This window comes from Amycolatopsis kentuckyensis, from assembly GCF_002155975.1.
In the GTDB taxonomy this organism is placed as follows: Bacteria; Actinomycetota; Actinomycetes; order Mycobacteriales; family Pseudonocardiaceae; genus Amycolatopsis; species Amycolatopsis kentuckyensis.
Map to the genome: position 1 here is coordinate 1 of NZ_MUMI01000282.1, position 14,715 is coordinate 14,715.

Consider the following 14,715-nt stretch of genomic DNA (forward strand, 5'->3'; position numbering starts at 1 on the left):
CCGTAGATGCCGAGGCGGCCGCCTTCGGGCAGCTCCGCCCGCAGGAGCGCGCGGTACCCGATCAGCCCGGCGCAGAGCAGCGGCGCCAGTTCCTCGTCGGTGTAGCCGTCCGGCAACGGCAGGGCGTACGCCGCCGGGACGACCGCGAACTCCGCGTACCCGCCGTCGGCGTCCCAGCCGGTGTACCGCGACTCCGGGCACAGGTTCTCCCGTCCCCGCACGCAGTACCGGCACCGCCCGCAGGTCGCGCGCAGCCACGCGATCCCGACCCGGTCGCCGGTCGCGAAGCCCGGGACGTCCGCGCCGAGCGCGACCACCTCGCCGACGACCTCGTGCCCCGGCGTCACCCCCGGCCGGTGCACCGGCAGGTCGCCCTCGGCGACGTGCAGGTCGGTCCGGCACACCCCGCACACCAGCACCCGCACCAGCAGCTCGCCCGGTTCCGGCCGCGGCACCGGCGCCCGCACCAGGTCCAGCGGCTTCGCCGCCATCGGACCCGGCCGCAGGACGCGCCAGGCGTGCATGGCCGACGGCAGCTGCACCACGGTTGACCTCCTCGTTCGCCGGACGTCCCCAGCATGGCCGCATCGAGGCGGCGGCGCGAGCGGCGGCAAGCCGTTGACCTCTAACGGGATTGAGCTGTTCGTGCATTTTTCTTGCGTCGGCGTAACAACTTTCGGACGCCACGCGCCATACCGGACGGCGTCCGCGCCAGTCCGGTCCCCGCCGCAGGAGGAGTTCGTGATGGGTCCACGTCGTTCCCTGGTTCCGCGAAGATCAAGACGCGCACTGGCCGCGGGGGTGGTCGTGCCCCTCGCGGTGGCCCTCGCCGCCGCGGCACCCGCCGCCGCGGCGGTGCCCGCCGGCTTCACCGACACGGTCGCCATCGGCGGCCTCAGCTCACCGACCGCCGCCGCGTTCGCCCCCGACGGGCGGGTGTTCGTCGCGGAGAAGAGCGGCCTGGTCAAGGTGTTCGACAACCTGGCCGATCCGACCGCGACCGTGTTCGCCGACCTGCGCACGCCGACCCAGGACTTCTGGGACCGCGGCCTGCTCGGCCTCGCGGTCGACCCGGCCTTCCCCGCCCGGCCGTACGTCTACGTCTCCTACACCCTCGACGCCCTCCCGGGCGGCACCGCACCGAAGTGGGGCGACACCTGCCCGACCCCGCCGGGCGCGACCGACTCCGGCTGCGTCGTGACCGGCCGCGTCTCCCAGCTCACGATGGGCCCGGACGGGACGGCGGTCAGCGAGAAACCCCTGGTCACCGGCTGGTGCCAGCAGTACCCGAGCCACTCGGTCGGCGCACTCGCCTTCGGCCCGGACGGTGCCCTGTACGCGGGCGGCGGCGACGGCGCCAGCTTCAACTTCGCCGACTACGGCCAGGTCGGCAACCCCTGCGCCGACCCGCCCTCGCCGGCCGGCACGAACCTCAGCCCGCCGACGGCCGAAGGCGGCGCGCTGCGGTCGCAGTCCCCGCGCCGCGCCTCCGGACAGCCCGTGCTGCTCAACGGCGCGCTGCTGCGGATCGACCCCGACACCGGCGACGGCCTGCCCGGCAACCCGTTCGCGAGCAGTTCCGACGCCAACGCCCGGCGCGTCATCGCCTACGGCTCGCGCAACCAGTTCCGGTTCGGGTTCCGGCCCGGCACCGGCGAGCTGTGGGCCGGTGACGTCGGCTGGAACACCTGGGAAGAGATCAACCGCGTGGCGAACGCCGGCGACGCCGTGGCCGAGAACTTCGGCTGGCCCTGTTTCGAGGGCACCGCCCGCCAGGCCGGTTACGACGGCGCGAACCTCGACCGCTGCGAATCGCTGTACTCGGCCGGCGGCCAGACCGCGCCGTTCTACGCCTACAACCACAGCGCCAAGGTGGTGGCCACCGACCCGTGTCCCACCGGCGGCTCCTCGATCAGCGGGATCGCCTTCGAGTCGGGCAGCAACTACCCGGCCGAGTACGCCGGCGCGCTGTTCTTCGCCGACTCCTCCCGCGGCTGCATCTGGGCGATGCAGACCGTCGCCGGCCAGCCCAGTCCGAGCAAGCTGGTGCCGTTCGTGACCGGTGTCAGCACGCCGGTGCAGGTGCTCACCGGTCCCGGCGGCGATCTCTTCTACGTCGCGCTGGGTGCCGGGGAACTGCGCCGGGTGAGCTACGCCGGCGGCACCAACCGGCCGCCGGTGGCCGTGGCCACCGCGACGCCGTCCAGCGGCCCGGCGCCGCTGACCGTCCAGTTCGACGGCACCGGCTCCACCGACCCGGACGCCGGCGACACCCTGTCCTACGCGTGGGACCTCGACGCGGACGGCGCCTACGACGACTCCGCGGTCGCCCGGCCCACCTGGACCTACACGACCGCGGCGGCGGTCGACGCGGGCCTGCGGGTGACCGACTCCCACGGCGCCGCGGCGACCACGACCGTGCGGGTGACCGTCGGGACCCCGGCCGGGCTCGATCCGGTGCCGGTCATCGACACGCCGAGCCCCGCGCTGACCTGGTCGGTCGGGCAGACGGTGCCGTTCTCCGGCCGCGCCGTCGACGCCCAGGACGGCGACCTGCCGCCCTCGGCGCTGTCCTGGCGGCTGGCCATCCGGCACTGCGCGGCCAACGGCACCTGCCACACGCACAACGTCCAGGACTTCCCGGGCGTCGCCGCGGGGTCGTTCGTCGCGCCGGACCACGAATACCCGTCGTACCTGCAGCTGACGCTGACCGCGACGGACTCGACGGGCCGCACCGGGTCCAAGACGATCGACCTGCAGCCGAAGACGGTGACGCTGAACTTCACCTCGAACCCCAGCCAGGCGATGCTCACCGTCGGCGGGACCCAGCAGCGGACGCCGTTCTCCCGGACGGTGATCGCCGGCTCGACCAACTCGATCAGCGCGAACAGCCCGCAGAACCTGCCCCCGCTGAACATGAAGTACGCCTTCACCAGCTGGGCGCACGGCGGGCCGCGGACGCAGAACGTCGTCGCACCGGCGACGGGCGCCACCTATCAAGCGAACTACCGGCTCTGCTGGCTGCTGCAGCCCTGCTGAGCGGGGTGACCCGGCGCCGCGCGGCGCCGGGTCACTCCCCGGGGGTCGCCGTCTTCTCGGCCTTCTTCGAGGCCTTCGAGGATTCCTTCGCCGCCTTCGAAGACTCCTTGGCGGCCTTCTTGGACTCCTTCGCGGCCGGGTCGTTTCCGAGACCGTTGCCGTTGTTCCCGGTCCCGTTCCCGTTGTTGCCGTTGCCGTTGCCGTTGTTCCCGTTGCCGTTTCCGGCGCCCGTCACCGCCGGCGCCCCGGATTCCGCGGCCCCCGCCGACTCGCCCGCCGGCTGCACGCCCGTCGGTGCCACCCCCGAGGCGCCGGGCGTCCCCGCAGCGTCCGAGGTCGGCACGACGCCGCCCGGCGGGATCCCGGCGCGGGAGCCGTCCTGCGGCCCGGTCCGCACGGGCTGGCTCGTCGTGCCCTCGCTGCCGGACAGCGGCGGCGGAGCGTCACTGGACGTGCTCGCACCGATCGTCACCGTGGTGACCAGCGCCGCACCCGCGACGGCCACCTTCGCCGCCGTCGCCCACGACAGGGCCGACACACCCGTGCCGGTGGCCGTGGCGGCCGCGCCGGAGGTGGCGACCGAGCCGGTGGTGGACAGCCACTGGGACACGATCGGGATGCCCAGGATGAGCGGGGCCACCGCGGCGGGCAGTTCCTCGTTGAGCTGGCGGAGCCCGGCGGCCAGCTCCCGGCACTCCGGGCAGCGGTCGAGGTGGGCGGCGATCCGGTGGGCCTTGTGGTCGGAGATGCCGTCGCGCACGAACTTGGCGAGCTGGCCGGAGACGTTCTTGCAGTTGCGCCGCCGCGCTTCGGGGACGTGCTGGTCCAGGTAGGCCTGGCGCAGGCCCTCGCGGGCGCGGTAGGCCAGCGCCGCTACTCCGTTCGGGGTCATCCCGAGGTCTTCGGCGATCTTCGCGGGCGACTCGCCGTCGATCTCGGTCCGCCACAGCACCGTCCGCCACCGCTCGGGCAGGCTCGCGAACGCGTCCACGGCGACCGTGGCGTGCAGCCGGCTGCCGACCGGCTCGTCACTCCCCGCACCCGGCGTCACTTCCGGGACCTCGGCGACCACGGAGACGGCCGAGTCGCGGCGGCGCCAGCTGATCATCGTGTTCCGGATGGTCGTCAGCAGGTAGGGCCGGAAATCCTCGTCCGGGCCTTCGCCGGCGCGCAGAATCCGCAGTACCCGGGTGAATCCTTCGGCGATCAGATCGTCCCGCTCCGCCGGATCGGCCGCGATCGCGGCCGCCACCCGGCGGGCGGCGGCGAGGTGCCGGTCGTAGAGCTCGCCGTAGGCCGCGATGTCGCCACCACGGACCGCTGCGATCAAAGCCGCGTCGCTCGGGACGTCCGTCGTCCCGGCCACCGCCGGCGCCACTTCGGTCACCACACCCCCTTGCCGTGCGCATGCACGTGCAGAACGTCCCGAGATAGTCGCGCAACGAGTGACACCTGCGCAAGGTTGCGGCGCCGAAAGCACTTTCCCGGATTCGTTTCCGGCCGAGTGCCGGGGCCGTTGACTTGTCACATCCGTGAGCGATCCCGGGTGGGTTCCCCCCGCTTCGCGGACCGGTCGTTGCCCGGACCATTACCGGCGAGTAAAGACAACGGCGGTGACCGGGCCGGTCACCGCCTCAGTGTCCGATGTGGACGGTACGCGAGCCGGGAGCCGCTGCGCGGGCCGTCGACCACCAGAAGGGTTTACCCATGCGCAGAGCCCTGCTCGTGCTGCTGACCGTGCTCCTGCCATCCGTCCTGCTCACCGGAACCGGCACCGCCCAGGCCGCGCCTTCCGCCGCCCCCACCGTATCGGCGGTGCCGGCGGACGCCGGGCGCGGGTGGCCGGTGAGCGGCGCCCGAGGCGTTCTCGACCTCGCCGCTCGCGGGTACGTCGAGGAGGAATACCTGCTTTCCGGCCAAGCCGACACGTTCGACCAGGTGGGACTGTGGACCGACGACGGCCGTTGGGCCACGCGCGTGGCCTCCACCGGCAACCCGTACACCACCCGGCTGGTCGTGGTGCGGCCGCGCGACGCCGCCCGGTTCACCGGCACGGTCGTGGTCGAATGGCTCAACGTCAGCTTCGGCGTCGACATCCCGGTGGACTTCTCGCAGTCCTACGAGCACTTCATCCGCGAAGGCTACGCCTACGTCGGCGTGACGACCCAGAAAGCCGGTGCCGACAAGCTCAAGAGCCTCGACCCCGCCCGGTACGCCGCGGTGAACCTCAGCGGTGACGCGCTTTCCTACGACGTCTTTTCGCAGGCCGCGCAGGCGGTCCGGGCGAACCCGCAGCTGCTGGGCGGGCGGACGCCGACCGTCGTGCTGGGCAGCGGGCACTCGCAGTCCGCACTGCGGCTGACCACCTTCGCCAATGCGATCCAGCCGGTGCGGCGCAGCTACAACGGCTTCCTGATCCACGGCCGGGCCGCGCTCGCGGCCCCGATCGGCGACGGCGTCGTCGGGCCGCTGTCGGCGAAGATCCGCACCGATCTCGGTGTCCCGGTGTTCGTCCTGCAGTCGGAGACCGACGTCATCGCGTCGGCCTCGGTCCGGCAGGACACCGCGCAGGTGCGGACCTGGGAGGTCGCCGGCACCGCACATGCCGACCAGTACGGGCTGAACCTGTACAACGCGGCCAACGCCCGGGACAGGTCGATCAACGACGGCGCCCCGACCACCTGCGACAAGCCGGTCAACAGCATGACGTTCCGCTACGCGGAGAACGCGGCGTTCCGCTACCTGGACCGCTGGGCGCGCGGCGGCGCGGCCCCGCCCACGGCGGCGCCGATTTCGATGCTGCTCAACCTCATCATCCTGCGCGACGGCGACCAGAACGCCCTCGGCGGCGTCCGGCTGCCCGACCTGGACGTCCCGGTGGCGTCCTACGCGCCCAACAACAGCGGCGGCAACGTGCCGGGCGCGTGCCTGCTGCTGGGCACGACCACGCCGCTGACGCCGGACCGGATCCGGCAGCTGTACCCGGACCACGCCACGTACGTCGCGAAGTTCACCGCGGCGGCGGACCGGGCCCTGCGGGCGGGCTACCTGCTGCAACCCGACCGCGACGAGGCCGTGGCCAGGGCCCAGGCCGCACCGGTGCCGTAACCGTCCACAAAGGAATATCAACGGTGCGCCCGTCCCGGTCCGGGGCGGGCTCACCGGCGAAACCGCCGAAACACCCCCTCGCCACCACCGTTCTCGCTACCCTGGCCCCGCCGATTCCGAACGATTGAGTTTTCCGAACGAAAGAGGAGGTGGCGATGCGGTTCAAGGCTTTGCGCGTCGCGGTCGCGGCGGTGGTGGCACTGTCGCTGGCCGTGCCCGCCCAAGCCAGCCCGCGGTCCGATCAACCGGTTTCGCTGGGGGGCAAAAAGGTTCTGCTGGTCAACGACGACTCGGTGCAGGCGGCGAAGCCCGACGGGTCGGACGGGCGGGGCATCTACGTGCTCCGGCAGGCGCTGTGCCGGGCCGGAGCCGACGTGGCGATCGTCGGCCCGTGGGCGGTACAGGGCGGGAAGGGCCGGTCCACGGCGGTGTCCTTCACGTCGTCGGTCGCGCCGCCGGCAGCGGTGCCGGCCGAGTTCGCCGCCGACTGCGCGGGCGCGCCGGGGCACGGGCTGGTGCTGGGCGCCTGCCAGGGCGCCACCCCGTGCGGACCCGGCAGCGCGTCGCTGACCCCGGCGGACGTGACCGAGCTGGCGCTGACCGGCATCCTGCCGCAGCGGCTCGGCTGGACCACGGGACCGGATCTGGTCCTTTCCGGGGTCAACGCGGGCCAGAACACCGGCATCCCGATCAGCATGTCCGGCACGGTCGGCGCGGCCTCCGTGGCGATCGAGCGGGGCGTGCCCGCACTGGCGGTCAGCGCGGGTTCGAGCGCGACGCCGCCGTCGACGGAAACCTACGCGGCCGCGGCCGACGTCGTCATCCGGCTCCTCGCCTCGCCCCGGACCTGGAAGTTCGTGCAGGACATGGCGCTGGTCAACGTCAACCAGCCGGACGTCGCACCGGGCTCCGGGCCGTCGCCGGTGCGCTGGACGAAGGTCAGCCGGGTGGCGTCGGGCTGGGTGAAGTACGTGCCGGCGGCCGACGGGACGTACCAGCTGTCGTACGACGTGGTGCCCGCACCGGCGTACGAGGCCGACAGTGACGCGAAGGCCCTGCTCGACGGGTACGTGAGCGTGTCGGCGGTCGCCGTCGACCGCGGTTACCTCGGCCGCCTGCGCGGCTGAGCCGGCTCCGGAGGGCGCGCCGCGACCCGGCACGCCCTCCGGAGTCCATTGAAACCTGTTCCACCACATCGCCGAGCTGACAAACCCGGCGCATTCGCCGTATCTTGTCGAGAACAGTAACGTGTTCTAGTCTGGCGCCGTGGAAGGGACCGGGATGGACGAGCAGGCGATGCGGTATCCGAACCACCTCGGCCACCTGGTCGTCTCCGCCCTGAAACGCCACCGGGACAAGCCGGTCATGGTGCTGGGCGAGACCACGATGACCGGGGGCCGGACCGCCGAGCAGGTCAGCCAGTACGCCCAGGCCTTCGAGGCGCTCGGCGCGGGCACCGGCGCGCCGGTCGCGCTGCTGTCGCTGAACCGGCCCGAAGTCCTGCTCATCATCGCCGCCGGGCAGCTCCAAGGCTCGCGGCGCACCGCGCTGCACCCGCTCGGGTCGCTCGACGACCACGCCTACATCCTCGACGACGCCGGCATCACCACGCTGATCATCGACCCCGTGCCCGCCTTCGTCGACCGCGCGCTCGGCCTCCTGGACAAGGTCCCCGGCCTCACCCAGGTGCTCACCATCGGGCCGGTGCCGGACCGGCTGGCCCACGTCGGCAAGGACCTCACCGCGGCCGCCGCGACGTTCGAGCCCGGGCCGTTGCGGCCCGCGGTGCTGCCGCCGGACCAGGTCGTCTCGATCACCTACACCGGCGGGACCACCGGCAAGCCCAAGGGTGTCATGGGCACCGCGCAGGCGATGACCACGATGACGCAGATCCAGCTGGCCGAATGGGAGTGGCCCGAAGCGCCGAAGTTCCTGATCTGCACCCCGCTGTCGCACGCCGGTGCCGCGTTCTTCGCCCCGACGCTGCTCAAGGGCGGCTCGCTGATCGTCGTGCCGAAGTTCGACCCCGCCGAAACCCTGCGGATCATCGAAGAGCAGCGGATCACCGCGACCATGCTGGTGCCCACGATGCTCTACGCGCTGATGGACCACCCGGACTCGCGCACGCGCGACCTGTCCTCGCTGCAGACGGTCTACTACGGAGCCGCGTCGATCAACCCGGTCCGGCTGCGCGAGGCGATCGACCGGTTCGGCCCGATCTTCGCCCAGTACTACGGCCAGTCCGAGGCCCCGATGGCGATCAGCTACCTCGCCAAGGGCGACCACGACGACGCCCGGCTGGCGTCCTGCGGCCGCCCGTCGGCCTTCCTGCGCACCGCGCTGCTCGGCCCGGACGGCGAGCCGGTGGCCCCCGGCGAGCCGGGCGAGATCTGCGTGGCCGGGCCGCTGCTCGCCGGCGGGTACTGGAACCTGCCGGAGATCACCGCCGAAACCTTCCGCGACGGCTGGCTGCACACCGGCGACGTCGCCCGCGAGGACGAAGACGGCTTCTGGTTCATCGTCGACCGGGTCAAGGACATGATCGTCACCGGCGGGTTCAACGTGTTCCCCCGCGAGGTGGAGGACGTGGTGGCCGAGCACCCGGCGGTCGCCCAGGTCGGCGTGATCGGCACCCCGGACGAGAAGTGGGGCGAGGCGGTGACGGCGGTCGTGGTCCTGCGCGCGGACGCCGACCACGACCTCGAGCGGCTCACCGCCGAGATCCAGGCCGCGGTGCGCGAGCGCAAGGGCCCGGTGCACGTGCCCAAGCAGGTGATCGTGGCCGAGTCCCTGCCGATGACCGGCCTGGGCAAGCCGGACAAGAAGGCCCTGCGCGCCCAGTACGAGCCACGCCGGGCCGGCGTGTAGGGCGTTATACCGCGCTCATCCGTTCGAGCGAAACCGCCTGCGCTGTCACGGACCGGCGCGCAATCTCGTCCCCGGGATGCGCAGCCGGCCGGGGCCACCGGGCGGCGCCGGACGGAGGGAACGGACTCATGAAGGTCGTCGTCATCGGCGGGACCGGTCTGATCGGCAGGAACCTGGTGACCTGGCTGGCCGGGCACGGCCACGAAGCGGTGCCCGCGGCGCCCAGCACCGGCGTGGACACGATCACCGGCGAGGGGCTGAAGGAGGTGCTGCAGGGCGCCGACGTCGTGGTGGACGTCTCGAACTCGCCGTCGTTCGCCGACGACGACGTGCTGGCCTTCTTCCGCACCTCGACCGGCAATCTGGTCGACGCGGCGCAGGAAGCGGGCGCCCGGCACTACGTCGCGTTGTCCGTGGTGGGCACGGACCGGCAGCCGGACGTCGGGTACTTCCGGGCCAAGGTCGCGCAGGAGGAGCTGATCGCGGGGTCGGGGCTGCCGTTCTCGATCGTGCGCGCCACCCAGTTCTTCGAGTTCGCCGGCGGGATCGCGGACGGCTCGACCACCGACGGCGTCGTGCGGCTGCCCGGCGCCGGCGTGCAGCCGATGGCCGCCGCCGAGGTGTCCGCCGCGGTGGGCCGGGTCGCCGCCGGGTCGCCGGCCGGGGGTGTCACCGAGATCGCCGGGCCGGAGGTCTTCGGCCTCGACGAGTGGGTGCGCACCGTGCTGACCGCGCGCTCCGATCCGCGGCAGGTGGTCACCGACCCGCGGGCGCCGTACTTCGGGGCGGTGCCGGGGCCGGAAGACCTCCTGCCGGGACCGGGCGCGCGGCTCGCGGAGACGACGCTCGCCGAGTGGCTCGCCCGGGCGTGAGGCGTTACGCGCCGTCGTGGTCCGGGTCGGCGTTGAGGACGATGCAGCCCACGTACCCGTCGCGGGCCCGGGTCACTTTCAGCAGCATGCTCGGCCGGTAGATCGAGTCGTCGTCGTTGAAGGTGTCGCGGCCGGTGCGCTGGGCGTACGGCTGGGTGGCCAGCACCTGCGCGTTCAGGGCTTCGTCGAACATCAGCTGCGTGGTGAGCGTCTTCTCGGTGCCGACGTGCACCATCACGTGGACGTGGACGGTCCGGCCGCGGTACCAGCCGGGCCAGATCGTGGTGAACTCGACGACGCCGCGCTGGTTGGTGACCTGGGCGCCGCGCAGGTACCGCTTGTCGTCGGTGGGGATGAGATCGCTGTCCCCACCGCCGGGCGGCGGCGAGCCGGTGGGCGGGGTCCCGGTGGGCGGCGTCCCGGTCGGCGGGGTCCCGCCGCCACCGCCGGACGCCGCCTCCGCGCCGGAATACAGGCCGCCCGCGTCGCAGTGCCAGATCTCGACCACCGCGTGCGGGATCGGCTGGCACGTCTCGCTGTCCTGCACCTGCAGGGCGAGCCGCAGCTTCGTGCCCTGCTTGTCCTCGCGGATGTCACTGCGGATCTTGTCGGCGTCGAAGTAGTACGGCCCCTGCGTGGTGGACGCGGTGAGGGTGCACGTCCGCGCGCCGGCGAACAGGGCGGTGAGGTCCGCGTCGGTGACCGCCTGCAGCGCGACCGTCTCGCCGGTGGACGTCGTCACGGCACTCTTGCCCGCGCACGCCGTGACGAGCGCGCCCAAGCCGACCGAGCTCACGCCGGCGAGCACTCGGCGCCGGCTGACCCGCTGGCCCTCGTGATCGTTTCCCATTCCTGTCCCTTCGTGGTGGGTAATGGCCGGTTGACTTCCGCCTGACCCGGCCTTGGGCCAGCGTGGCGAGGGCAGCTGTGGCAGGCCTGTGCGGAAGCTGTGCGTCGTCGAGCGGTCACCGAAGGCAACGAGGTACGCTGCCTCTTGATAGTCAACAAATTGAGTAGGCGAGGTGCGCATGAACAGCTTCCGCAAGGCCGTCGAGGCACGCGATCCCGACGCCATGGCCGCGACGCTGGCGGAGAACGTCGTGTTCCGCAGCCCGGTCGCGTTCAAGCCGTACCCCGGCAAGGCGATCACCGCCGCGATCCTGCGCGGCGTGCTGCGGGTGTTCGAGGACTTCCGGTACGTGCGCGAGCTGACCGGCGGCGAAGGCCGGGACCACGCGCTCGTCTTCGAAGCCCGGATCGGGGACGTGCGGGTCGAGGGCTGCGACTTCCTGCACCTCGACGACGACGGCCTGATCGACGAGTTCACCGTCATGGTCCGGCCGCTCTCGGCGGCACAGGCCCTCGCGGAGGCGATGGCGGCGCAGTTCGACCGCATCCAGCGCGAAGCAGTCAACTAGTTGAGTATGGCGCTGCGCCACGCGCTGATGGCGGCGCTGCTCGAAGGCGAGGCGTCGGGCTACGACCTGGCGAAGGGGTTCGACGCCTCGGTGGCGAACTTCTGGGCGGCCACCCCGCAGCAGCTGTACCGGGAGCTCGACCGCATGGCGGCCGACGGCCTGGTGCGGGCCCGGGTGGTCCACCAGGAGCGCCGCCCGGACAAGCGGCTGTTCTCGCTCACCGAAGCCGGGTACCGGGCGCTGCACGGGTTCACCGCGCGCCCGCCCCGGCCCGGCGTGATCCGCGACGAGCTCCTGGTGCAGGTGCAGGCCGTGGACGTCGGCGACGAGCAGGCGGTCCGGCGGGCGCTGGCCGAGCGGATGGCCCGGGCGGAAACCAAGATCGCGGGCTACGAACGGCTTCGCGCGCGCCTGCTGGACGGCCGCTTCGAAGACGACTACCTCGCCGAAGCCGAGCGGATCGGCCCGTACCTGACGCTGATGCGGGGCTTGTCGTTCGAGCGCGAAAACCTGCGGTGGTGCGAGCAGTCCCTCAAGGTGCTCGACCGGCGGCGCGGGCCGGCTTCGCCCTGAGGCGTCCGATGTGGACTTCGCGGACCACCCGCTCGCCGGCACCGTCCCGATAGGACATCGGAAGTTCCGGCGGCACGGGATAGGCGGAAAGTGTTCACCCGCGGTTGTACGACTCTTGTACGGCCGCGTCCGACGATGGCTCCCATGTCACTCCACCGTCTGGCCAAGGCCGCACTGGCCGCCGGCGTGCTGGCGGGTCTGGCGGCCGCGCCGGCGTCCGCCGCCGCGGCCGCGCCGTCGACCTTGCCCGCCGACCAATACACCCTGACCGCCAACTACAACCAGTTCGACGCGGTGAACAGCGCCCTGGTGTCGAAGCTGGGCACCGCGGCCGTCCACACCGTGATGGAGAACGCGAACCACGACCGCACCGCGCTGCCGTCGTCGTTCTCCGTCGCCGGGCTCGAGACCGGATTCCGGTTCGACAGCGGCGACAACTCCGACTGCGCCAGCTACCCGCAGGGCATCACCACCAGCCGCGACGCCGTCGGGACGGCCAACGGCGGCAACTACGACGGGCACCAGCTCATCGCCGTCAGCTGGTACACCAAGGACGGCTGCGACGGCGGCCAGCAGCGCAGCCGGATCACCCTGGTCGACTGGGACGCCGACTACCCGAACGCCTACCGCAAGATCCTGCTGGTCGAGCCGACCGGCACCGCGGACGCCCCGAACTTCAAGGACATCCCGATCCACGCCGGCGGCATGTCCTGGTACGGCGACTACCTCTACGTCGCCGACACCGGGAAGGGCATGCGCGTGTTCGACATGCGCAAGATCCTCAAGACGAACACCGGCGGCACCGCCGACCAGGTCGGCCAGAGCGGCAGCACCTACTACGCCCACAACTACGCCTACGTCCTGCCGCAGGTCGGCACGATCTCCTCGAAGACGACGTCGGGGACGAACCTCGCGTGGTCGTCGATCTCCCTCGACCGGGTCAGCAAGTCGATCGTGATGACCGAGTACACCTGCTCGTCCGGCTGCACCGACTACCCGAACCGCGCGCCGCGGGCGATCCGCTACCCGTTCGCCTCCACCGGCACGTTCGCCGCGACGACGACGGCGAGCCAGGCGCTGCAGCTGCCCTGGTACAAGCTCAACGGCGTGGCTTCGCACAACGGCCGCTGGTGGTTCCAGTCGTCCGGCCAGAAGCAGCTCTACTACTGGAAGCCGGCGGCCGCCTCGCAGACCTTCGCCTGGGTCAGCAGTGGCGAGAGCATCTCGTACTGGGAGGACGACACCGCCGCCGACCTGTTGTGGTCGCTGCAGGAAGGCGCGGGCAACCGCAACGTCTTCGCGGTCACCCAGGCCACCTACGGCGGTGGCTGAGCCGGCCTGACCGGAAAACGGCCCGTCCGGGACATCCCGGGCGGGCCGTTCGCCGACGGGGTGAGATCCGGATCACGTCGGCGTGGCTCGACGCGCTCCCGGGGTCGCTGCCTGCCATCCTGTGCCGTCAAGAGGTAGCGGACGAGAGGACAACCCCGTGGGCATCATCGCCTGGATCGTGCTGGGTCTCATCGCCGGGGTGATCGCGAAAGCCCTCATGCCGGGCAAGGACCCGGGCGGCTGCATCATCACGATCCTGCTCGGCATCGCGGGGGCCTTCGTCGGCGGCTGGGTGGGCAAGACGCTGTTCCACACCCAGCTCGGCACGTTCTTCGACCTGCGCACCTGGGGCCTGGCCATCCTGGGCGCCCTGATCATCCTGGCCGGCTACCGGCTCGTCTTCAACCGGCGCGACTGACGCACCGGCGGGGGCACCCGGGTGGTGCCCCCGCCGGTCCCGGTTCAGTTCAGGGTGACGCCGTACGCGCTCAGCGCCTCGCCGACCGGCTGGAAGTAGGAGCTCCCGCCGCCCTTGCCGGAGGTGATGCCCAGGCCGACGCTGCCGGCGAACAGGCAGCCCCCGGAGTCGCCGGGGTTCACCAGCGCGTTGGTCTGGATCAGCTGGTATACCGAGCCTTCGGCGTAGTTCACCGTCACGTTGGTCCGCTGCACCGACCCCGAGGTGAGGTGCGTGGTGCTGCCGCTCTTGCTGATCCGCTGCCCGACGGTCGCGGTGCCGGCGGAGCTGATCCGCTGGGTGGAGCCGTTCCACAGGGTGACGGCGCCGGGCGCGCTGCCGGTGGTGTTGCGGATGAGCCCGTAGTCGTTGGTCGGGAAGCTCGATCCCTGCGACGGGCCGACGTTCCACTGCGACACCGCGCGGGTGCAGTGGCCGGCGTCGATGAGGTAGTTCTGGCCGCCGCGGTTGGTGTTGAACCCCGCCGAGCAGCGGGTGCCGCCGCCGGTGATGGCTTCGCCGTTGTAGATGGCGGTGTGCATCTCCCCGGCGACCCGCTCCACGCGCACCCGGTCACCGAGTGAGGCGGCCGCCTTCAGCAGGGCTTCGGTGCCCTTGGCCGCGTCGGCCACGGTGAGCACGACCTGGTTGGTCTTCGGGTCGAGCCCGATGGCGGTGTGCGTCACCGCGGGCAGCGCCTGCAGGGCATCCTGCGCGCTCGCCAGGGCGGCACTGGAGTGCTTGACCAGCCGGGCCTGCGCCCCGGCTTCCGTGGCTCGGTCGGCGGCGGCCTGGTCCAGCACGTTGACGACGGGCCGGGCGGCGGAGTCGAGGTAACCATCGGCGGCGCGGGACCCGAGGGAAGCGGTGACGCGCTGCAGGGTGCCGACGCTGGCCGCTTGGGTCCGCAACAGCGCAACGGCGGCGGATTCACTGATCCCGGCCTCGGCGGCGAGGGAAGCGACGGCATCCTGCTGCACGGTGGCGGAGTAGCCATCGATGGTGGCGGCGCCGGCGGGCGTGAAGAAGCCGATGGCCGCGGCGGCGG

At 72.1% G+C, this 14,715-nt stretch carries 13 protein-coding genes; 9 read left to right on the forward strand and 4 right to left on the reverse strand.

Annotated features, from left to right (window positions below; translation table 11 throughout):
* A partial coding sequence (locus CCN39_RS26495; RefSeq protein WP_167455185.1) for a zinc-binding alcohol dehydrogenase family protein occupies positions 1-524 on the reverse strand: 524 nt, incomplete at its 3' end.
* 220 nt (positions 525-744) lie between these two features.
* Here CCN39_RS26495 and CCN39_RS26500 point away from each other — a divergent pair.
* A complete protein-coding gene (locus CCN39_RS26500) occupies positions 745-3,039 on the forward strand; it encodes a PQQ-dependent sugar dehydrogenase (protein ID WP_244211018.1) in 2,295 nt (764 codons plus the stop codon).
* A 31-nt stretch (positions 3,040-3,070) separates the two neighbouring features.
* Here CCN39_RS26500 and CCN39_RS26505 read toward each other — a convergent pair whose 3' ends face one another.
* A complete protein-coding gene (locus tag CCN39_RS26505) occupies positions 3,071-4,426 on the reverse strand; it encodes a sigma-70 family RNA polymerase sigma factor (RefSeq protein ID WP_244211019.1) in 1,356 nt (451 codons plus the stop codon).
* Positions 4,427-4,746: 320 nt separating this feature from the next.
* Here CCN39_RS26505 and CCN39_RS26510 point away from each other — a divergent pair, with 320 nt between their 5' ends.
* The 4 genes from CCN39_RS26510 to CCN39_RS26525 all read left to right on the forward strand — a co-directional run bounded on the left by CCN39_RS26510 (position 4,747) and on the right by CCN39_RS26525 (position 9,887).
* Positions 4,747-6,147, forward strand: a complete 1,401-nt coding sequence (locus CCN39_RS26510; RefSeq protein ID WP_208630388.1) for an alpha/beta hydrolase domain-containing protein — start codon at positions 4,747-4,749, stop codon at positions 6,145-6,147.
* Positions 6,148-6,302: 155 nt separating this feature from the next.
* Positions 6,303-7,274: a 5'/3'-nucleotidase SurE gene (surE, locus tag CCN39_RS26515; protein WP_086846414.1), complete on the forward strand. Its 972-nt coding sequence runs from the start codon at positions 6,303-6,305 to the stop codon at positions 7,272-7,274.
* 139 nt (positions 7,275-7,413) lie between these two features.
* Positions 7,414-9,015 carry a fatty-acid--CoA ligase FadD8 gene (fadD8, locus tag CCN39_RS26520; RefSeq protein WP_244211020.1) on the forward strand — a complete coding sequence of 534 codons (1,602 nt, stop codon included), beginning with the start codon at positions 7,414-7,416 and terminating at the stop codon, positions 9,013-9,015.
* 128 nt (positions 9,016-9,143) lie between these two features.
* Positions 9,144-9,887 (forward strand): SDR family oxidoreductase, encoded by a 744-nt coding sequence (locus CCN39_RS26525; protein ID WP_086846403.1) that lies wholly within the window; start codon positions 9,144-9,146, stop codon positions 9,885-9,887.
* Positions 9,888-9,891: 4 nt separating this feature from the next.
* Here the strand turns inward: CCN39_RS26525 and CCN39_RS26530 are convergent, their stop codons facing one another.
* Positions 9,892-10,737, reverse strand: a complete 846-nt coding sequence (locus tag CCN39_RS26530; RefSeq protein ID WP_086846405.1) for a peptidase associated/transthyretin-like domain-containing protein — start codon at positions 10,735-10,737, stop codon at positions 9,892-9,894.
* 178 nt (positions 10,738-10,915) lie between these two features.
* On the opposite strand from CCN39_RS26530, the gene CCN39_RS26535 reads away from it, so the two are divergent.
* From CCN39_RS26535 to CCN39_RS26550, 4 genes are all read left to right on the forward strand, one after another.
* Complete coding sequence (locus tag CCN39_RS26535; RefSeq protein WP_086846407.1) at positions 10,916-11,305, forward strand: nuclear transport factor 2 family protein; 390 nt, start codon at positions 10,916-10,918, stop codon at positions 11,303-11,305.
* Positions 11,306-11,311: 6 nt separating this feature from the next.
* The gene (locus CCN39_RS26540; RefSeq protein WP_167455184.1) at positions 11,312-11,878 is read left to right on the forward strand and encodes a PadR family transcriptional regulator; all 567 of its coding nucleotides are present in this window, start codon (positions 11,312-11,314) and stop codon (positions 11,876-11,878) included.
* Positions 11,879-12,022: 144 nt separating this feature from the next.
* The gene (locus tag CCN39_RS26545; RefSeq protein WP_086846409.1) at positions 12,023-13,210 is read left to right on the forward strand and encodes a hypothetical protein; all 1,188 of its coding nucleotides are present in this window, start codon (positions 12,023-12,025) and stop codon (positions 13,208-13,210) included.
* Positions 13,211-13,367: 157 nt separating this feature from the next.
* Entirely contained in the window at positions 13,368-13,628 is a 261-nt protein-coding gene (locus tag CCN39_RS26550; protein WP_086846411.1) for a GlsB/YeaQ/YmgE family stress response membrane protein, read from the forward strand.
* A 44-nt stretch (positions 13,629-13,672) separates the two neighbouring features.
* Here CCN39_RS26550 and CCN39_RS26555 read toward each other — a convergent pair.
* Positions 13,673-14,715: S1 family peptidase (locus CCN39_RS26555; protein WP_143264150.1), on the reverse strand; the 1,043-nt coding region annotated here is incomplete at its 5' end.